At 72.7% G+C, this 18,944-nt stretch carries 16 protein-coding genes; 10 read left to right on the top strand and 6 right to left on the bottom strand.

Annotated features, from left to right (window positions below; genetic code table 11):
* Positions 1 to 144: 144 nt before the first annotated feature.
* Genes IEW07_RS19570 through IEW07_RS19560 form a run of 3 tightly spaced genes read right to left on the bottom strand, consistent with a single transcriptional unit; the run spans position 145 to position 3,080 of the window.
* On the bottom strand, positions 145 to 1,452 hold the full coding sequence (locus IEW07_RS19570; protein WP_188540291.1) for a TRAP transporter large permease: 1,308 nt from the start codon (positions 1,450 to 1,452) through the stop codon (positions 145 to 147).
* Between the two features lie 6 nt (positions 1,453 to 1,458).
* Entirely contained in the window at positions 1,459 to 2,067 is a 609-nt protein-coding gene (locus tag IEW07_RS19565) for a TRAP transporter small permease (protein ID WP_188540290.1), read from the bottom strand.
* Positions 2,064 to 3,080: a TRAP transporter substrate-binding protein gene (locus tag IEW07_RS19560; RefSeq protein ID WP_188540289.1), complete on the bottom strand. Its 1,017-nt coding sequence runs from the start codon at positions 3,078 to 3,080 to the stop codon at positions 2,064 to 2,066. Before IEW07_RS19560 ends, IEW07_RS19565 begins: the two co-directional genes overlap by 4 nt.
* A gap of 159 nt (positions 3,081 to 3,239) precedes the next feature.
* Between IEW07_RS19560 and IEW07_RS19555 the strand changes: the two genes are divergently transcribed.
* The 7 genes from IEW07_RS19555 to IEW07_RS21260 all read left to right on the top strand — a co-directional run bounded on the left by IEW07_RS19555 (position 3,240) and on the right by IEW07_RS21260 (position 11,576).
* On the top strand, positions 3,240 to 4,313 hold the full coding sequence (locus IEW07_RS19555) for a LacI family DNA-binding transcriptional regulator (protein WP_188540287.1): 1,074 nt from the start codon (positions 3,240 to 3,242) through the stop codon (positions 4,311 to 4,313).
* Between the two features lie 27 nt (positions 4,314 to 4,340).
* A complete protein-coding gene (gene uxaC / locus IEW07_RS19550) occupies positions 4,341 to 5,750 on the top strand; it encodes a glucuronate isomerase (RefSeq protein ID WP_188540285.1) in 1,410 nt (469 codons plus the stop codon).
* Positions 5,747 to 7,171, top strand: coding sequence for a mannitol dehydrogenase family protein (locus IEW07_RS19545; protein ID WP_188540284.1), 1,425 nt, complete (start codon positions 5,747 to 5,749; stop codon positions 7,169 to 7,171). The genes uxaC and IEW07_RS19545 overlap by 4 nt, the downstream gene beginning before the upstream one ends.
* 34 nt (positions 7,172 to 7,205) lie before the next feature.
* Positions 7,206 to 8,435, top strand: coding sequence for a D-mannonate dehydratase ManD (gene manD, locus IEW07_RS19540; RefSeq protein WP_188540283.1), 1,230 nt, complete (start codon positions 7,206 to 7,208; stop codon positions 8,433 to 8,435).
* Positions 8,432 to 9,034 carry a gluconokinase gene (locus IEW07_RS19535; RefSeq protein ID WP_229741993.1) on the top strand — a complete coding sequence of 201 codons (603 nt, stop codon included), beginning with the start codon at positions 8,432 to 8,434 and terminating at the stop codon, positions 9,032 to 9,034. Before manD ends, IEW07_RS19535 begins: the two co-directional genes overlap by 4 nt.
* Positions 9,035 to 9,197: 163 nt before the next feature.
* Complete coding sequence (locus IEW07_RS21265; protein WP_229741992.1) at positions 9,198 to 10,661, top strand: glycoside hydrolase family 3 N-terminal domain-containing protein; 1,464 nt, start codon at positions 9,198 to 9,200, stop codon at positions 10,659 to 10,661.
* 33 nt (positions 10,662 to 10,694) lie between these two features.
* Positions 10,695 to 11,576: a glycoside hydrolase family 3 C-terminal domain-containing protein gene (locus IEW07_RS21260; RefSeq protein WP_229741991.1), complete on the top strand. Its 882-nt coding sequence runs from the start codon at positions 10,695 to 10,697 to the stop codon at positions 11,574 to 11,576.
* Positions 11,577 to 11,663: 87 nt separating this feature from the next.
* Here IEW07_RS21260 and IEW07_RS19525 read toward each other — a convergent pair whose 3' ends face one another.
* Complete coding sequence (locus IEW07_RS19525; protein WP_188540282.1) at positions 11,664 to 12,566, bottom strand: LysR family transcriptional regulator; 903 nt, start codon at positions 12,564 to 12,566, stop codon at positions 11,664 to 11,666.
* Positions 12,567 to 12,878: 312 nt separating this feature from the next.
* Between IEW07_RS19525 and IEW07_RS19520 the strand changes: the two genes are divergently transcribed.
* The 3 genes from IEW07_RS19520 (at position 12,879) to IEW07_RS19510 (ending at position 16,626) form a co-directional block, all read left to right on the top strand.
* The gene (locus IEW07_RS19520; RefSeq protein ID WP_188540281.1) at positions 12,879 to 14,231 is read left to right on the top strand and encodes an MFS transporter; all 1,353 of its coding nucleotides are present in this window, start codon (positions 12,879 to 12,881) and stop codon (positions 14,229 to 14,231) included.
* Positions 14,232 to 14,330: 99 nt separating this feature from the next.
* On the top strand, positions 14,331 to 15,458 hold the full coding sequence (locus IEW07_RS19515; protein ID WP_188540280.1) for an SLAC1 family transporter: 1,128 nt from the start codon (positions 14,331 to 14,333) through the stop codon (positions 15,456 to 15,458).
* Between the two features lie 91 nt (positions 15,459 to 15,549).
* Positions 15,550 to 16,626 carry a 2,3-butanediol dehydrogenase gene (locus IEW07_RS19510; RefSeq protein ID WP_188540279.1) on the top strand — a complete coding sequence of 359 codons (1,077 nt, stop codon included), beginning with the start codon at positions 15,550 to 15,552 and terminating at the stop codon, positions 16,624 to 16,626.
* A 148-nt stretch (positions 16,627 to 16,774) separates the two neighbouring features.
* Here IEW07_RS19510 and IEW07_RS19505 read toward each other — a convergent pair whose 3' ends face one another.
* Both IEW07_RS19505 and IEW07_RS19500 read right to left on the bottom strand, forming a co-directional pair.
* Positions 16,775 to 17,689 carry a sulfite exporter TauE/SafE family protein gene (locus IEW07_RS19505; protein WP_188540278.1) on the bottom strand — a complete coding sequence of 305 codons (915 nt, stop codon included), beginning with the start codon at positions 17,687 to 17,689 and terminating at the stop codon, positions 16,775 to 16,777.
* 406 nt (positions 17,690 to 18,095) lie between these two features.
* Entirely contained in the window at positions 18,096 to 18,728 is a 633-nt protein-coding gene (locus tag IEW07_RS19500) for a hypothetical protein (RefSeq protein WP_188540276.1), read from the bottom strand.
* Positions 18,729 to 18,944: the final 216 nt, after the last annotated feature.

Here is an 18,944-nt window from a genome sequence, read left to right as displayed (position 1 = left end):
GTGTTCCACACCCTGTGGTCCGGGGACCGCTCCGAGGTCGTCTCCTAGACCGCTCCATCCGTCCCGCCCAGGACGCGGAGAAGGGCCACGCAGCACCGCTGCGTGGCCCTTCTCCGTACCGGGCTCCGTACCGGGCGGGGTCCTCTATTCGAGGAGGCCCATGACCCCGGGCAGCCACAGGCTGAGCTGGGGGACGAAGGCCACCACCAGCAGCGCCAGGATCAGTGCGGCGAAGAAGGGCACCAGCGCCCGGATGACGGACTCCACGCGCAGGCCGGCCACGCGCGCGCCGACGAACAGCACGTTGCCCACCGGCGGGGTGATGGTGCCCAGGCACAGGCTGAACGTGATGATCAGGCCGAAGTGAACGGGATCCACCCCGAAGGTGCTGACGATCGGCAGGAAGATCGGCGTGAAGATCAGGATGGCCGGGGTCGGGTCCATGAACGTCCCCACGGCCAGCAGGATGACCAGGATCAGGAGCAGGATCACGGCGGGGGACTCGGTCAGGCCCAGGAGGCTGTCGGAGATCAGCCGCGGGATCTTGGAGTAGGACATGACCCAGGACATGATCGTGGAGACCCCCACGAGCAGCATGACGATCGCGCTGGTCCGCGCCGCGTCCAGCAGGATGCGGGGCAGCTGCGGAAGCCGGATCTGCTGGTACGCCGCGCCGAGGGCCAGGCAGTACAGCACCGCGATGACCGCCGACTCGGTGGGGGTGAAGATGCCGGTGAGGATGCCGCCGATCACGATGACGATCATGAGCAGGGACGGCACCGCGCGCAGGAGCGTCCGCACGGCGACGCCCAGGGGGACCCGCTCGTGGGCGGCGGCCACGGGGTGGCGCCGGGTGTAGAAGAACACGACCGCCATGCAGGTCAGGGCCCAGAGGAGGCCCGGGCCGTAGCCGGCCATGAACAGGGTCGCGATCGAGGTGGAGGACACCAGCGAGTAGACGATCAGGGTGTTCGACGGCGGGATCAGCATCCCGGCGGGCGCGGAGGACACGTTGACGGCGGCGGAGTACGCCCGCTCGTAGCCCTCCGTGCGCTGCCGGGGGCCCATGACCGTGCCGATGGCGGCGGCCGAGGCCACGGCCGCGCCCGAGACGGAGCCGAACAGGGCGTTGGCCACGACGTTGGTCTGCGCCAGGGAGCCGGGCATGCGCCCCACGAGGACCTTGGCGGCGTCGATGAGCCGGCCCGCGATGCCGCCGGTGTTCATGAGCTCACCGGCCAGGATGAAGAAGGGGATGGCCAGCAGCGAGAAGGAGTTGATGCCGGTGAACATCCGCTGGGAGCTCACGAAGACCGCCGGCTCCGCCCCGATGACCACGGCCAGGGCGACGAAGGACGAGATGCCGACGGCGACGGCGATCGGCACGGCCAGGACCAGCAGGACGGCGATGCCGACCAGGAGGATGATGCCGGCGATGATGGCGGGATCCACGGGACCTCACCGTCCTTTCTCTGGGTCGGTCCCGGGACCGGTGACCGGACCGGTGCCGGGGCCGAGCCGCGGGTCCTCGGAGGCGATGAGCGGGACGGCCGAGGTGTGCCGGCCGATCTCCTCGTCCTCGTTGATGGGCAGCCCGGCCTCGCGGCCGACGGCGATCTTGTAGAGGTGGTAGAGCGCGTAGAACGCGATCAGCGCGCCCGAGACCGGCAGGGCCAGGTACATCTGGCCCACGGTCACGGGCAGCCCGGACACGTTCTGGCTCCAGGTCAGGCCCACGCCGCGCAGACCGCCCCAGACGAGCACGAACCCCGCGAAGGAGAGGATGACCAGCTGCGTGAGGACGCCGACCACCCGCTGGGCGCGCGGACCGGCCTTGCGGGCGACGAAGTCCACCGCGATGTGGCCGCGCTCGGAGAAGACGTAGGCCGTGCCGAACAGGGACAGCCACACGAACAGGTACTGGGCCGCGGTGGAGGACCAGGTGCTGGGGGCCCCGAGGACCTGCCGGCTGAGGACCTGCCAGGTCACCACGAGCACCAGCGCCGCGAACAGGGCGATGCACAGCCAGGCGAGCAGCGTGTCGAGGACCTTCTTGAACGCGCTCACTCCTGGGCCGCCTTCCGCACCTCGTCGTAGAGCTCCCGGGCGGAGTCCGTCTGCAGGTACTTGTCCACCACGGGGGCGAGCGCCTCGTCGAAGGCGGCCTCGTCGACGTCGTTGAACACGGTCCCGGACTCCTCGGCCGCGGCGATGGCCTTCTCGGTCTCCGTCTTCCACAGCTCGGCGTGGTGCTCGGAGGCGGCCACCCACTCCTCCTCGAAGACCGTGCGGTCCTGCTCCGTCATGCCCTCGAGCAGGCCGGTGTTCATCACCACGTAGTCGAGACCGATCAGGTGCTCGGTCCGGGCCATGTGCTTGGCGACCTCGTTGTGCTTCTGGGACATGTAGGAGACCTCGTTGTTCTCCGCGCCGTCGAGCACACCGGACTGCAGGGCCGTGTAGACCTCGCCGTAGGACATGGGGGTCGCCGACCCGCCCATCGCGCGGATCATGTCGATGTGGATGTCCGACTCCTGGACCCGGATCTTCAGGCCCGCCAGGTCCTCGGGGCGCTTCACGGGCCCCTCGGCGGTGTAGACGTTGCGGGCGCCCTGGGTGAGGCCGCCGAGGACCGTGAGGTTCTTGCTGTCCTCCAGCGAGGTGAACAGCCCGCCGACCACGGCGTCGTCGTTGACCACCTCGAGCTGGTGGTCGATGTCGTCGAAGACCGTGGGCAGGTTCAGCGTCTGGAACTCGTCGTTGAGGTTCTCCAGCTGGGTGCCGGAGGCCACGGCCATGTCCACCGCGCCGTCGCCGACGAGCTGGATCACCTCCTGCTGGGCCCCCAGGGTCTCGTTGGCGTACACCTCGACGTCCCAGCGCCCGTCCGTGCGCTCGGCGAGGCGGTCGCCGAACTCGGTGAGGGCGATGTACGAGGGGTGGGTCTCCGTCTGGTTCAGGGACAGGATGAGGGTCTTTCCCTCTCCGTCCGCCTCGGCGAGCCCGCTGCAGCCGGCGAGCGGCAGCAGGGCCAGTCCGGCCACGGCCGTCAGGCGGTGGGATGGGCGGCCTCTCGGCATGAGTTCCTCTTTCCGGGGGCGGCATCGGGGCAGGTGCCCGTGGGTACGACACACGCCGCCCGGGGGCGGCGCACATCCAGTGTGATGCCGGGCACGGGCCGGGACCCGGTGGTTGCCTCTTGTTGCCACGGCTCCTCCGAGGGGCGAGAATCGGACCCCATGAGCACAGGCCAGGGCAGCGACGGGGAGCCCGGCGCCGGGTCCCGGGGGCAGAGGACCGGCGGGCCCACCGTCTACGACGTCGCCCGGGTCGCGGGCGTGGCCCCGTCCACCGTCTCCCGGACCTTCGCGCGGCCCGGACGGGTCTCCTATGAGACCGCCGAGCGGGTGCGGGCCGTGGCCGAGGAGCTCGGCTACCGCGCCAGGTCCGTCTCCCGGTCGGGGTCAGAGCGGGACCGGCGCACGAACATGATCGCCCTGGTCGTCTCCGACATCTCCAACCCGGCGTACTTCGACCTCATCCGCGGCGCCGAGGAGGCCGCCGCGGAGGCGGGGTACATCATCCTGCTCGCCCACACCCACGAGTCGGACCGCAAGGAGCGGGAGGCGCTGGAGCGGACCCTGCCGATGGTCGACGGCATCCTGCTCACCAGCTCGCGGATGTCGGACTCCTCGATCCGCATGATGGCCAAGCAGAAGCCCACCATCATCGTGAACCGAGCCGTCAAGGGCGTCGCGTCCGTCGTCCCCGACAACCCCCGCGGCATGCGCCGCGCCGCCGAGCACCTGGCCGGCGCCGGGCGGCGCAGCATCCTCTACGTCGCCGGCCCCGAGGCGTCGTGGGCCGACGGCATGCGCTGGCGCGCCCTGCGCGAGTCCGCCATGGAGCTGGAGCTGAAGGTGCAGCGGACGGGCCCCTTCGAGCCGACCAGCGACGGCGGCGCGCAGGCGGCCCTGAGGTGGCTCGAGCACCGCTGCCCGGCCGTGATCCTCTACAACGACCTCATGGCGCTGGGCTTCCTCCGGGAGATGCGCCGGCACGGGGTGCGGGTCCCCGAGGACGTCGCCGTGGTGGGCTTCGACAACATCCAGGGCCTCGACCTCGTCAGCCCCTCGCTGACCTCGGTCGCGGCCCCGATGCAGGCGCTGGGGGCCACCGCCGTCACCAACCTCCTGGCCATGACCCGCGGCGCCTCCCCGACCGCGAGCAGGCCCATGGTCCTGCCGACCCGTCTCGTGGTGCGGGAGTCGAGCGCCCTGCCACCAGCAACAACCGGCAACTCGTTGTCCTGAGCCGGGACGGGCCGCTGTCATGGAGGCATGTCAGCGTCGATCGCAGCCCACCCCGACCGCCTCCTGCCCGCGGACCCGGGCACCCGGGCCATTGCCCGCAGCCTCCTGGCCCTGGTCGAGGACCTGCCGATCGTGTCCCCGCACGGCCACGTGGACGCGGCGGTCCTCGCGGACAACACCCCGTTCCCGGACCCCACCGAGCTGCTGATCAGCCCCGACCACTACGTCACCCGGCTGCTGCACGCCAACGGCGTGGACCTGTCCGACCTGCGGGTGGGGCGCGGCAAGGACGCGGACCCCCGCGAGGCGTGGCGGATCTTCTGCCGCCACTGGGACCTCTTCGACGGCACCGCCTCCGGGTACTGGCTGCGGTCGGAGTTCGTCAACGTGCTCGGCGTCGACGACTCCCGGATCGACGAGGAGCACGCCGACGAGCTCTACGACCGGCTCCAGGCGCTCGTCGAGGATCCCGGCTTCCGGCCCCGGCAGCTGTTCGAGCGCTTCGGCATCGAGGTCCTCGCCACCACGGACGACCCGCTGGACGACCTCGCCGCCCACGCCCGCCTCGCCGCGGACGAGACGTTCGCGGGGCGGGTGCTGCCGACCTTCCGGCCCGACGCGTACGTCAAGTTCCACGGGGCGGGCTTCGCCGAGAAGGCGCAGCGGCTCGTGGACACCGCCGGGGACGGGGCTGCGGGCTACGAGGGCTACCTGCGCGCTCTGGCGAACCGGCGGCAGCACTTCATCGCGCACGGCGCCGTCTCCGCCGACCACGGCACGCTCACCGCCCGGGCGCTGCGGATGGACCCCGCCGAGGCCGCCCGCCTGTTCGAGAAGGGCCTGCGCGGGGAGGCCACCGCGGCGGAGGCCGACGCGTTCGAGGCGAACATGACCTACCAGTTCGCGCGGATGGCCGTGGAGGACGGGCTGGTCATGACCCTGCACCCGGGCGTCTTCCGCAACCACTCCCCGGAGAGCTTCGCCCGGTACGGCGCCGACACCGGACACGACATCCCCTTCGCCATGGAGTACACCCGCGCCCTGCAGCCGCTGCTGGCCGACTTCGGCACCGCGAAGGACTTCCACCTCGTGCTGTTCACGATCGACGAGACCGTGTTCTCCCGGGAGATCGCCCCGCTGGCCGGCTTCTACCCGTCCGTGTTCGTCGGCGCGCCGTGGTGGTTCATCGACGAGCCCGACGCCATGCTCCGCTTCCGCTCCGCCGTCACGGGCACGGCGGGCTTCTCCCGCTCCTCCGGGTTCATCGACGACACCCGCGCGTTCTGCTCCATCCCCGCCCGGCACGACGCCTCCCGCCGCACCGAGGCGTCCTTCCTGGCCCGGCTCGTGGCCGAGCACCGCATCACCGAGGACCGGGCCGTCGAGATCATCGTCGACGTCGTCGACACCGCACCCAGAAGGGCCTTCAAGCTGTGAGCACCCCCGCCGGGCAGGACCCGCGTCCGCTGAACCGCCGCACCTTCCCCAGCGCCCCGGCGGCCCCGCCGCGGCTCGTGCACCTGGGCCTGGGGGCCTTCCACCGCGCCCACCAGCTCTGGTACACCCAGCACGCCGAGGCCGACCCGGCCCACCCCGAGTGGGGCTACGTCTCCTTCACCGGGCGCTCCGCCACGGTGGCGGAGCAGCTGACGGAGCAGGACGGGCTCTACACCCTCGTCGAGCGCGGCCCGGAGGGCGACGAGCACGAGGTCGTGACCGCCCTCGTGGAGGCCCGGCCCGCCGACGACGTCGGCCGCCTCTGGGAGCTGCTGGCCGCCCCGGGCACCGCCGTGGTGACCCTCACCGTGACCGAGGCCGCCTACCAGCTGGGACCCCACCTCGCCTTCGACGCGCAGCGCCCGGCCGTCGCCGCGGACCTCGCGCTCCTGCGGCGGGCCTACCGGGACGGGGGCTTCGCGCTCGACGCCGTGGGCGTGCCCGCCACCCCGGCGGCCAAGCTCGTCGTGGGGCTCGCCGAGCGGCGCCGGGCCGGAGCCGGTCCGCTGGCCGTGGTCTCCTGCGACAACCTCTCAGCCAACGCCCTGGCCGCCCGCCACGCCGTGCAGGGCCTGGCCGCCGCCGTGGACCCCCGGCTCGGCGGGTGGATCGAGCGCACCGTCTCCTTCGTGGCGACCTCGATCGACCGGATCACCCCGCGCACCGAGGACGCCGTGCTCGGGTCCGTGGCCCGGGAGACCGGGTACTCGGACATGGTGCCCGTGGTCACCGAGCCGTTCAGCAGCTGGGTCCTGTCCGGGGAGTTCCCCGCCGGGCGCCCCGCGTGGGAGCGGGCCGGGGCGGTGTTCGTGGACGACATCGAGGCCTTCGAGCGCCGCAAGCTGTGGCTGCTCAACGGCGCGCACTCGCTGATGGCCTACGCCGGGCAGCTGCGCGGGCACGCCACCGTGGCCGAGGCCCTCGCGGACCCCGTCTGCCGGCAGTGGGTGGAGCAGTTCTGGGACGAGGCGCAGCAGCACCTCACCGCGCCGGGCCTGGACGTCCCCGCCTACCGCGCGGCCCTGCTCGAGCGCTTCGCCAACCCCCGGATCGCCCACCACCTCGCCCAGATCGCCGCCGACGGCTCCGCCAAGCTGCAGATGCGCGCCGTGCCCGTGCTGCGCGCCGAGCGGGAGGCCGGCCGCCCGGGGACGGCCGCCGCCCGGATGATCGCGGCCTGGACCGTGTTCCTCGAGGGGCGCACGGAGCTGGACGACGCCGCCGCCGACCAGGTCCTGGCGGCCGCCGCGGGCACGGGCCGGGCCCGCGTCCGGGCGCTCCTGGCCCTGCTGGACCGGGAGCTCGCCGAGCGGGACGACGTCGTCGACCTCGTGGCCGCCCTCGCCGCGGACCTGCGCTGAGCCGCGCCCCCAGACCTCCCAGGAAAGGAAGACCATGAAGATCACCGAGGCCAAGGTCATCGTGACCAGCCCCACCCGCAACTTCGTCACCCTGAAGATCACCACCGACGAGGGGATCACCGGCATCGGGGACGCGACCCTGAACGGCCGCGAGCTCGCCGTGGCGACCTACCTGTCCGACCACGTGGCGCCGCTGCTGATCGGCCGCGACCCCGCGAACATCGAGGACACCTGGCAGTTCCTCTACCGCTCCGGCTACTGGCGCCGCGGCCCGGTCACCATGGCCGCGATCGCCGCCGTGGACATGGCCCTGTGGGACATCAAGGGCAAGGTCGCAGGCCTGCCGGTCTACCAGCTGCTGGGCGGCGCCTCGCGCCGCGGGCTGTCCACCTACGGGCACGCCTCCGGGCGGGACCTCGAGGAGATCTTCGACTCGATCCGCGCGGAGCAGGAGCACGGCTACACCGCGATCCGCGTGCAGTCCTCGGTCCCGGGCATCACCGCCCTCTACGGCGTGGCCGCCCAGCCCCAGGCCTCCGGCGAGCGCTACGACTACGAGCCCGCCCAGCGCGCGGCGCTGCCGGCCGAGGAGGACTGGGACACCCGCGCCTACATGCGCCACATCCCCACGGTGTTCGAGGGGGTCCGCAACGAGTTCGGCCCCGAGATGATCCTGCTCCACGACGGCCACCACCGCATGACTCCGCTGCAGGCCGCCAAGCTCGGCAAGTCCCTCGAGCCCTACGACCTCTTCTGGCTGGAGGACTGCACCCCCGCCGAGAACCAGGAGGCCCTGCGCCTGGTGCGCCGGCACACCACCACGCCCCTGGCCATCGGCGAGGTGTTCAACACCGTGTGGGACATCAAGGACCTCATCCAGGAGCAGCTCATCGACTACGTCCGGTGCGCCTCGACCCACTTCGGCGGCATCAGCCCGCTCAAGAAGGTCATGGACCTCGCCGCGATGTACCAGATCAAGTCCGGCTTCCACGGCCCCACCGACGTCTCCCCGGTGGGCCTGGCCGCCCAGATGCACGTGGGCATGGCCATCCACAACTTCGGGCTGCAGGAGTACATGCCGCACTCCGAGAAGACCGACGCGGTGTTCCGGCAGTCCATGACCTTCTCCGGCGGGCTGCTGCACCCCAGCGACACCCCCGGCCTGGGCGTGGAGATCGACGAGGACGAGGCCGCCAAGTACGAGTACGCGAACGCCTACCTGCCGTACAACCGGCTGGCCGACGGCACGGTCCACGACTGGTGAGCGGGGCGGAGGCGGCGGCCCCCGTGCCCCTCGTGGTGGTCATGGGCGTGTCCGGGGCGGGCAAGACGACCGTCGGGGCGCTCGTGGCCGACGCCTCGGGGGTGCCCTTCCTCGACGCGGACAGCCTGCACCCCCTCGGGAACGTCAGGAAGATGGCCTCGGGCACGCCGCTGACCGACGACGACCGCTGGCCCTGGCTGGACGTCGTGGGGGAGCGGCTGCGCGCGGCGGAGGAGGCCGGCACCGGCCTGGTCCTGGCCTGCTCCGCGCTCAAGCGCCGCTACCGGGACCGCATCCGCCGCGCCGCGCCCGGCGTCGTGTTCCTGCACCTGCACGGCACGGTGGACGTCCTGGCGTCGCGGCTCGAGGGCCGCAGCGGGCACTTCATGCCGGCGTCCCTGCTGGTGTCCCAGGTGGAGGACCTCGAGCTGCTGGCCGAGGACGAGAACGGGTACGAGCTGGACATCGACCAGCCCGTCGAGGACATGGTGGCCGAGGCCGCCCGGGCGCTGCGGTCGCTCCGCGAGGCGCCGCGCGCCCCGGGCGCGGAGCCGGGGGCCACGGACGAGGAGCCCGGGGCCCCCGCCGCGCGCCGGTGACCGCCGCCCCCGCCGGCCGCGTGTGAGGCAACTCGCGGCAACCCGTGGAGGCCGCCCTGTGAGCCGGGTCACGGTGGGGGTGTCCGATCCCCGGCCGGCACGCCGGGGGTGACCGTCCAGCAGGCGGTCGCCCCCGGGCCGGCGCTCACAGGAAAGCCACGCCATGACACGATCCTCCACGCGCAGGCGGGGCCGGGGCCTCGCCCTGGCCGCCGTCGCCGTTCCGCTGTCCCTCGCCGTGACCGCGGCCGCCGTCGTCCCGCCGCCGGGCCACGCGGGCGGCGGTGACCGGGCGGCCGCGTCCTCGGGCCGCGACGAGGGCAACCACGGGAAGCCGCCGGAGCTCGGCGCGCGCGTCAAGGACACCATCACGGTCAAGGGCCGGACCTTCAAGGACCTCAACGACAACGGCGTGCTGGACCCCTACGAGGACTGGCGCCTCCCGGCCGGGGAGCGCGGGGCCGATCTCGTCTCCCGGATGACGCTGGAGGAGAAGGCCGGCCTCATGCTGATCGACACCCTCAACGCCGAGTGCGACCCGGCGACCGGCACCCGCGGGACCCTGGGGGCCTCGGCCGCCGACTACGTCGAGACCCAGAAGATGCACCGTTTCATCTTCCGCAACACTGTCACCAGCGAGGACAAGGCGGTGTGCGGCGAGCCCGGCGACGGCTTCCGGGCCACCACGAGCGTCACGCCGCGGGAGGCCGCGGAGTACATGAACTCCGTCCAGGAGCTGGGCGAGGCCACCCGGCTGGGCATCCCGGTGCTCTACAAGTCCAACGCGCGCAACCACATCGACCCGGACGCCCGCGCCGGCATCAACGAGTCCGCCGGCGCCTTCACGGCCTTCCCCAAGGAGGCCGGCCTCGCCGCCGCCGCCCTGGGCGAGGAGGCGGCCCGGACGGGCGGGGCCCCGACCACCGGGGACATGTCCGTGGTGGAGGACTTCACGGAGGTCATGGGCGCGGAGTGGGCCTCGATCGGGCTGCGCGGGATGTACGGCTACATGGCCGACCTCTCGACCGAGCCGCGGTGGTACCGCACGCACGAGACGTTCACCGAGGACGCCGGCCTCAGCGCGAACATCATGGGCAGCCTCGTGGAGGGCCTGCAGGGCCCGGTCGACGAGGACGGGCAGTCCCTGAGCCCCGACACCTCGGTGGCGCTGACCATGAAGCACTTCCCCGGCGGCGGACCGCAGGAGCTGGGCCTGGACCCGCACTACTCCTTCGGCAAGACCCAGGTGTACCCGGGCGACGCCTTCGGGTACCACCTCAAGCCCTTCGAGGCCGCGATCGCCGCCGGAGTGTCCTCGATCATGCCCTACTACGGCGTGCCGATGGGCGTGACCCACGACGGGGTGGCCTACGACCGGACCGGCATGGCCTTCTCCGGCCAGATCGTCAACGAGCTCCTGCGGGAGAAGCTCGGCTTCCAGGGCTACGTCAACTCGGACACCGGCATCATCACCGACCGCGCCTGGGGCCTGGAGGAGAGCACCGTCCCCGAGCGCGTCGCGGCGGCCGTCAATGGCGGCACCGACACGCTGTCCGGGTTCCACGACGTGGCCACCATCACCGACCTGGTCCGGGACGGCCTGGTGACCGAGGAGCGCGTGACCTAGGCCGCCGGGCGCCTGGTCGAGCCGATGTTCTGGATGGGCCTGTTCGAGAACCCCTACGTGGACGCGCCGGCCGCCGACGGCGTCGTGGGCAGCGAGGCGCACCGCGAGGTGGGCCTGGACCTGCAGCGCAAGTCCGCCGTGCTGCTGCAGAACCGGCAGACGTCGGCGGGGGACAGGGCGCTGCCGCTGAAGGAGGGCGCCGAGGTCTACGTCCTGGGCGACTTCACCGCGGAGACGGTCGAGAGCTACGGCTACGACGTGACCGACGGCAACACCGAGAGCCCCGCCGACCGTCCCAGCGCGGCGGGCAGCGACCACGTGCTGATCTCGGTGTCGGCCAGGAACACCGGCACGGGCGCCTACGCCAGCGACGACCCGGCCACCGGGATGAACCCGGAGCACACCAACCCGGTCGTCCTGCCGGGGGTGAAGGGCCTCGACGGGCAGAGCCCGTACGGCGCCGCCGACGCATGCGTGGCCCAGGGTGCCGAGACGTGCACCGACAGCGGCCTGCGGTTCGGCGGCTCCTTCCCCTGGGAGGCGAGCAGCCTCGACTTCACCAGCATGGCCGCCTCCGGGTCCTGGGAGGTCACCCCGTCCCTGGACACGATCCAGCAGGTCATGCGGGAGGTCGACGACCCGTCCAAGGTGATCCTCCACGTCTACTTCCGCCAGCCCTTCGTGCTCGACGAGGCCAGCGGCCTGCGCGACGCCGGCGCGATCGTCGCCGGGTTCGGCATGAGCGACACCGCCCTGCTCGACGTCCTCTCCGGGAGGGTCGGCCCCCAGGGCAGGATGCCGTTCGCCCTCGCCGGGACGCGGAAGGCGATCGAGGAGCAGTACAGCGACCTCCCCGGGTACGCGGAGACCACCGACGGGGAGCTGTTCCCCTTCGGCTTCGGGCTGACGTACTAGCGGCGCTCCCCGTCCGGGGGCCGGCGGCGGCGGGCCGCGCACGTGTCGTTCGCAGCCCGCTCCCGCCGTCCTGTGGCACGGCCGGGCTCAGCGCCCGGGCGCCGCGCGGCCCCGCAGGGCGATCTCCAGCAGGTCGGCGGCGGCGCCGCGGACGGGCCGGTCCGGGCGGCGGATCACCTGCAGGGACCGGGTGAGGTCCAGGCCCTCGACCGGGACGGCGACCAGGCGGCCGTCGTCGAGCTCGTGGTGCACGGCCAGCCGGGACAGCACGGTCGGGCGGCACCCGGCGAGCGCGGCCGCCTTGACCGCGGCGGTGGTGCCCAGCTCCACGAGCGGGGGGACCAGGCCGGGCAGGGCCGCCTCGAGGGTCTGCCGGGTGCCCGAGCCGGCCTCGCGGAGCACCAGCGGGGTCCGCCGCAGCTCCTCCTGCGGGATGCTCTCCCGTTCCGCCCAGGCGTGACCGGGCGGGACGACGAGCACGAGCTCGTCCTCGGCGAAGGGCAGCCGCTCCACCGTGGGCGGGGCGGCCGGGCCCTCGACGAAGCCCAGCTGCACCTCGTCGGCGAGCACGGCCGCGATGACCTCGTCCGTGTTGCCCGTGGTGACCGAGACCTCCAGGCCGGGGCGCTGGGCGCGCAGCGCCATGATCCAGGCGGGCAGGACGTACTCGGCGATCGTCATGGACGTCGCCACGGTGGCGTGACCGCGCCCGGAGACGGTGGCCACGCCCTCGGCCAGGTTCTCGGCGGCGCGGAGCAGGTCCCCGATCCACTCCATCACCGGGGTGGCCCGCGCCGTGGTCACCACCCCGCGCGGCGAGCGGGTGAAGAGCGCCAGGCCCAGGCGCTGCTCCACGGCGCGGATCCGGTGGCTGGCCGCCTGCTGGCTGATGCCCAGCTCCCGCGCGGCCGCGCCCACGCTGCCCAGCTCCGCGGCCAGGTGGGCGGTCTCCAGCTCCTCGAGGGCGGGCAGGCGGCGGGCGATCGGCATGACGGCCATGATCCCACGGCGCGGCGCCGCCTGCATGGCCCCGCCGGGCAGGAGCCGCCGTGGTCCATCGTGACCGAGGGCCTCCGAGACCGTCATATGGATGAATAGCTCACCAATGGAAATAATTAACTGTTGATTTTCTCAATCAAATGGGGTGGAATGGTGTCCGGCCGACGGATGTGGCGGGGATCACATCCTCTCCGCCGGGCCTGATGCCCCGCGCAGCGGCCCCTCCCGGGGGCGCCACCGCAGTGCCGGGGCCCGGGACCGCCGTCGGCTCTCCGCCCGACCACTCAGACACGGAGCCACGCCATGACCCAGGACCACGCGGTCGCCGCGCCGGACGCGCCCGTCACCCACACGCCCAAGACCGAGGAGGAGCGCAAGGACAGCCGCCGCGCCGTCCTCTCGAGCTTCCTCGGGAGCAGCGTGGAGTACTACGACTTCCTCCTCTACACCGCCGCCGCGGGGCTGGTGTTCCCGCCGCTGTTCTTCAGCAGCGTGGACCCTGTCCTGGGCCAGCTCCTGGCCTTCGCCACGCTGCTGGCGGGCTACCTGACCCGCCCGCTGGGCGGGGTGCTGTTCGGCCACTTCGGCGACAGGTTCGGCCGCAAGAACATGCTGTTCATCACGCTCATGATGATGGGCGTGGTGTCCCTGTGCATCGGCCTGATGCCGACCTACGCGACCATCGGCGTGGCCGCGCCCATCCTGCTGGTCACCCTGCGCGTGATCCAGGGGATCGCGGTGGGCGGGGAGTGGGCCGGCGCCACCCTCATGGCCATGGAGCACTCCAGCGCCAGGAACAAGGGCTTCGGCGCCTCGCTGTCCGTGGCCGGGGGTCCGACCGGAGCGGTGCTGTCGACCCTCGTGCTGACGCTGTTCGCCACCCTGCCCGACGACCAGTTCTACTCCTGGGGCTGGCGGGTGCCCTTCCTGCTGTCGGTGATCGTCGTGGCCGTGGGCCTGTACCTGCGGGCCCGGGTCAAGGAGTCCCCCGAGTTCGAGGCCGCCCGCGAGTCCGGGGACGTCCACACCGGTGTCCCGATCAAGCTCATGGTCACCACGTACCCCAAGGAGGTCCTGCTGGGTGCGCTGGGCGGTGCGGCGCCGCTGTTCGTGCAGGGCCTGCTCGCCGGGTTCATGGTCACCTACGTCTCCGTGATCAACGAGTGGATCCCCCGCTCGGAGGCGCTGATGCTGCTGACCTTCTCCAGCTTCTTCCACATCTTCACCATTCCCGCCTTCGCGGCCCTGTCCGACCGGATCGGCCGCAAGAAGGTGATGATCGGCGGGGCGATCTTCTCCGCCGTCGCCATCTGGCCGATGTTCGCCATGTTCAACACCGGTGAGCCGCTCTGGATCGGCCTGGCGTTCATGCTGGGCAACCCGATCATCCAGGCTTCGATGTACGGGCCCATCGGGGCGTTCCTGTCCGAGAAGTTCGCCACGAACGCCCGCTACACCGGCACCTCGCTGTCCTTCCAGCTCAGCTCCATCATCGGCGCCGGCGTGGCCCCGCTGATCGCCGTGCGGCTCACCTCGCCCGAAGTGGGCACCACGAACCTCGCCATCTACGTCACCGTGATGTTCGTGATCTCCGGTGCCGCCGTCGCCCTGTCCCGCGAGACCAATCCCCTGAAGAAGCGGGCACACCGCGCCTAGCGGTCGCGCCCTGCGCCTGTGCACCCACAACCGACGGTTGTGGGTGCACAGGCGCAGGGCCTCTACCGGCCCGCCCGGGCCGGGGGCACAGTGAGAACCATGAGCCTCCCCGTGACCCCCGGCGTCGTCGTCGGCACCCCGGACTGCGCGCGCAATGCCCCGGCGCGTGCGCGCGGGCTGTCGTGGTCCGCCGTGGAGCACGTGGGGCCCGCCTGGTTCCCGGCGGCCATGGGCACCGGCATCCTCGCGACCTGCACCCAGGGCCTCGCCGCCGCGGTGCCGGTCCTGCACGGGCCGGCGCTCCTGCTCCTGGCGCTGGCGTGGCTGGTCCTCGCGGCGGTCGGCGGCACCTTCCTGCGCCACGCGCTCCGGCGCCCCGACCGGTTCCGGGCCACCGTCGCGGACCTGGCCGTCGCCCCCTTCTACGGCGCCGTGTCCATGGGCCTGCTCGCCGTGGGGTCCGCGACCCTGGCGGTCGCGGGACCACACCTGCCGGCGACGGCGACGGCCGCCGCGTGGGCCCTGTGGGCGGCCGGCACGCTGCTCGGCGTGGTGACCGCCGTGGCACACCCGGTGCGGCTGCTCGCCGCCGGGCCCGCCGGGCGCGGGGCCCCGACGCCCGTGTGGGCGCTGCCGGTGGTCCCGCCCATGGTCTCAGCCTCCGGCGGCGCGGTGCTCGCGGGCACGCTGCCGCCGACCGCGGCGTCGGCGGTGCTCCTGCTGTGCGGCGCGCTGTTCGTGCTGGCGCTGTCCCTGGGGACCGTCGTGTTCGCCCTCGCCTACGGCCGACTGGCGCGCGGCCATGCGCTGCCGCTGCAGGGCTCGCCGGCGATCTGGATCCCGCTGGGGGTCGCCGGGCAGTCCACGGCCGCCGCGAACTTCGTCCTGGCCGAGGCGGACCGGCTGCTCCCGCCGGGGGCGCTCGCCGTGCTGCATGAGCTGGCCGTCGGCTACAGCGTCCTGGCGCTGTCCCTGGGCGCGGTGGCCGCGGGCGTCGCCCTCCGGGTGACCGCCGGCGCCCTGCAGCGGGGTATGACGTTCAGCCTGAGCTGGTGGAGCTTCACGTTCCCCGTCGGCACGATGAGCCTGGGCCTGCTCGCGCTCGGCACCACCCTGGGCGCCCCGTGGCTGCTGGGGGCCTCGGCCGCGGTCTGCGCCTGCCTGGCCGGGACGGTGGGCCTGTGCCTCGTGCGCTCGGTCCGGCTCTGGGGAACGGGCCGGCCGTAATCCGCCCGGGACCGGCCCGGGAGCGCCCCGTCCCGCTCTAGCATGGGCCCTGGGCGTGGGACGTCCGCGTCCGTCGACGTGAGGGGAAGCCATGAGAGCGGCGCGCTACTACGGACGCGGGGACATCCGGATCGACGACCTGCCCGAGCCCGAGGTCACCCCCGGCACCGTCGGCATCGACGTGGCCTGGTGCGGGATCTGCGGCACCGACCTGCACGAGTACCTCGAGGGCCCGATCTTCTGCCCCCAGCCGGGGCAGCCCCACCCGACCTCCGGCGAGACGCTGCCCGTGACCCTGGGCCACGAGTTCTCCGGGGTCGTCTACGCCGTGGGGGAGGGGGTCGACGACATCGAGGTCGGCCAGCACGTCGTCGTCGAGCCCTACATCATCCGCGACGACGTCGACACCGGCCCGGAGAGCACGGACTACCACCTGTCCGAGGGCCTGGGGTTCATCGGCCTGAGCGGCCGCGGCGGCGGCCTCGGCGAGAAGATCGCCGTCCAGCGCCGCTGGGTGCACCCCATCGCGGACTCGGTGCCCCTGGACGAGGCCGCCCTCATCGAGCCGCTGTCCGTGGGGTACCACGCCGTCCAGCGCTCCGGGGCCTCGGCGGGCGACGTCGCCCTGGTCGGCGGCGCCGGGCCCATCGGGCTGCTCACCTCCGCCGTGCTCAAGGCCCTCGGCGTCACCGTGGTCGTGTCGGAGCTCAGCCCGCTGCGGCGGCAGAAGGCCCTGGAGACCGGGGTGGCCGACCACGCGCTGGACCCCCGCGAGGTGGACGTCGTCGAGGAGGTCCGCAGGCTCACCGGCGGCCGGGGCGCGGACGTGGCGTTCGAGTGCAGCAGCGTCCAGCCGGTCCTCGACACCCTCATGGAGGCGCTGCGGCCCACCGGGGTGCTGGTCGTGATCGCGATCTGGGGCCACCGCGCCGACTTCGACATGTTCAAGCTGGTGATGAAGGAGATCGACACACGCGGCACCATCGCGTACGTCAACTCCCATCCGCCGGTGATCGAGCTGGTGGAGTCGGGCAAGATCCAGCTCACGCCGTTCATCACCGGGAAGATCGGGCTGGAGGGGCTGGTCGACGAGGGGTTCGACACGCTCATCCACCGCAACGAGACCGCCGTGAAGATCCTGGTGTCGCCCTCGGGCAGGGGGCTCTGACCCGGGCCCGTCCATGCGGTGCCGGCCTGGCCGGTGGAGGTGGCGAGGGCACCGGGGTCGCGGAAGGCCGCGAGAAGGGCCATGAACCCCAGGACCATGATCAGCGGGCCCGGGCAGCAGGCTCATGGCGGAGCCGTCCTCCCCGGGCTCAGGCCTCGACCGGGGTGCTGACGTCCCGTCCGGCGCGCTCCTCGGCGCGGGTGCGCAGCTCGCGGCGCACGGCCCACACGACCAGGGCGATCCAGGCGACGAAGAGAGCGCCCAGGAGCACCGTTCCACCGGACCCGACCAGGGCCTGGCCGGTGTCGGTGTTGACGAGGGTGCGGGTGTTGGTCCAGATGATCAGTCCGCCCGCGGCCACGGCGAGGATGCGGGGGGCCAGGTGGCGCACCAGCCACGCGGCGATCGGGGCGGCGACGACACCCCCGGCCAGCAGCGCCAGGACCCAGGCGAAGTCGATTCCGGCCGCGCCGAGTCCGGTGAGGAACCCGAGGGAGGCGCCCAGGGCCACCACGAACTCGGAGGTGTCGATGGAGCCGATCACCTTGCGCGGGGCGATCTTGCCCGAGGCCAGCAGGGTCGGGGTGCCCACCGGGCCCCACCCGCCGCCGCCGACGGCGTCCAGGGCCCCGGCGGCCGCGGCCAGGGGCACGAGCAGGCGCTTGGGCAGCCGGCCCTGGAAGGAGGGCTGCGAGGTGGGCAGGCGCAGGAAGCGGTACAGGACGTAGACGCCCAGCCCCAGCAGGATGGTGGAGACGACCGGCTTGGCGGCGTCGCCGTCGAGGTTCACCAGGACGTGGGCGCCGAAGAACGCCGCGATCCCGCCGGGCACGGCCATGATGCCCACGACCCGCCAGTCGACGTTGCCGAACTTCCAGTGCGCGGCCCCCGAGACCAGGGTGGTGCCGACCTCCGACAGGTGCACGATGGCCGAGGCCGAGGCCGGGGCGATACCGGCCAGCAGCAGCAGGGAGGTGGAGGTGACCCCGTAGGCCATGCCCAGGGAGCCGTCGACGAGCTGGGCGAAGAAGCCGATCACGGCCAGGACGATGAGAGAACGCACGGCGCGCCTTTCGGATGGAGTGGGGAACAGCGGGGATCGGAGCGGAGACCAGATCGGTCGTGGTGGGCCGAGTGGGCCCAGGCTAGGGCGAATGCGCCGGACTGCGCAGGATGCGACGGCCGGAGTACTCCGGTGACGGCACGTGTCAGGGAGCTGGACGCAGCGCGCCGGAGGGTGCATCCTGCGCGCTCGAGCTCCTGCGCATCCGGCCCGTCACCGTGGTCGGCGGAACGCACAGCAGGAGGTCTTCGCCTCCCAGCTCGGGCCGCTGAGCACAGCCCACCCCGTGGGGCGAACGGCCGACCCACCACGCCGAGTCCCCTCTGAGGCGGCAATCCCCCAGGCGGTCACCTGGGGGATTGCCGCCTCAGAGGGGACTCGGCGGAGGACCAGGCGCAGGGCCGGGTCAGGCGGCGCGGCCCCGGACGATCGCGTCGAAGAGGATCGTCGGGATGAACCCGCCCCTGTGGGCGCGCTCGACCGCGGCGAAGCCCTCCGCCGTCTCCTCGTAGGGGAAGTGGAGCAGGTCCGCCACGAGCTCCCAGTGGTCGATCATCCCCCCGGCGTAGAGCTGGCAGATCTCCCACGGCGTGTTCGCCGAGAAGCTGGGGGAGTCCGGCAGCACGTACTCGCCCACCGGGACGCGCCACGCCTCCAGGACGTCGAGGTCGGCGGCCAGGTCCTCGAGCGTGTCGTAGTGGCCTGAGCGGTCGGGGTCCACGGTCCCGTTGGCGCTGGCGAGCTCCACGTCGTAGCCACCTTCCACGTTGGGGAAGACCGACGTGGGCCCGGGCTCGCCGCCCACGCCGGCGTCCAGCGGCAGCTGCGAGGGCAGCCACTCCCAGCCGTCGCCGAGCTGGTCCATCTCCAGGTCGCGGTAGGCCACCCAGCCGCGGGAGGTCAGCAGCTCCTGGGCGTCGTCGTCCCACGTGCCCTGGGGGTAGCCCTCGATCGCGACGTCGCGTGCCGCGGCGTGGAACTCCCGCCGCTGCTGCTTCTTCTTGGCGGCGGCCTTCTTGCGGGGCTTGCTCTTGGGCACGGTGGTCCTCCTGACAGGGCGGGACGGCCGTGGCGCGGTCCCTCGGGACCTCCATGATCCCGCACCGGGAGAGGGACGTGCAGCGGGAGGCCGCGCCGTCGTCGGCGCCGTGCCCTTGTCCCGGACCGCGGCCCGCCGTAGCGTGCGGGTCAGTGTCAGGGTGAGTGGTGCCGCAGGTGTTGCGGTGGTTGGATTCTTCGCACCCGGTGTCTGGCT

This window comes from Kocuria dechangensis, from assembly GCF_014636775.1.
Taxonomy (GTDB): Bacteria; Actinomycetota; Actinomycetes; order Actinomycetales; family Micrococcaceae; genus Kocuria; species Kocuria dechangensis.
Note: the sequence above shows the minus strand (reverse complement) of the source record. Positions and strands in the feature narration are given on the sequence as shown.

What these genes read in the sequence shown, in the direction of transcription:
- IEW07_RS21260 (WP_229741991.1), top strand. Translation starts at nt 10,695, where the DNA reads ATGGGCCTGTTCGAGAACCCCTACGTGGACGCGCCGGCCGCCGACGGC.
- IEW07_RS19520 (WP_188540281.1), top strand. Translation starts at nt 12,879, where the DNA reads ATGACCCAGGACCACGCGGTCGCCGCGCCGGACGCGCCCGTCACCCAC.
- IEW07_RS19515 (WP_188540280.1), top strand. Translation starts at nt 14,331, where the DNA reads ATGAGCCTCCCCGTGACCCCCGGCGTCGTCGTCGGCACCCCGGACTGC.
- IEW07_RS19510 (WP_188540279.1), top strand. Translation starts at nt 15,550, where the DNA reads ATGAGAGCGGCGCGCTACTACGGACGCGGGGACATCCGGATCGACGAC.
- IEW07_RS21265 (WP_229741992.1), top strand. Translation starts at nt 9,198, where the DNA reads ATGACACGATCCTCCACGCGCAGGCGGGGCCGGGGCCTCGCCCTGGCC.
- IEW07_RS19555 (WP_188540287.1), top strand. Translation starts at nt 3,240, where the DNA reads ATGAGCACAGGCCAGGGCAGCGACGGGGAGCCCGGCGCCGGGTCCCGG.
- IEW07_RS19525 (WP_188540282.1), bottom strand. Translation starts at nt 12,566, where the DNA reads ATGCCGATCGCCCGCCGCCTGCCCGCCCTCGAGGAGCTGGAGACCGCC.
- IEW07_RS19560 (WP_188540289.1), bottom strand. Translation starts at nt 3,080, where the DNA reads ATGCCGAGAGGCCGCCCATCCCACCGCCTGACGGCCGTGGCCGGACTG.
- manD (WP_188540283.1), top strand. Translation starts at nt 7,206, where the DNA reads ATGAAGATCACCGAGGCCAAGGTCATCGTGACCAGCCCCACCCGCAAC.
- uxaC (WP_188540285.1), top strand. Translation starts at nt 4,341, where the DNA reads ATGTCAGCGTCGATCGCAGCCCACCCCGACCGCCTCCTGCCCGCGGAC.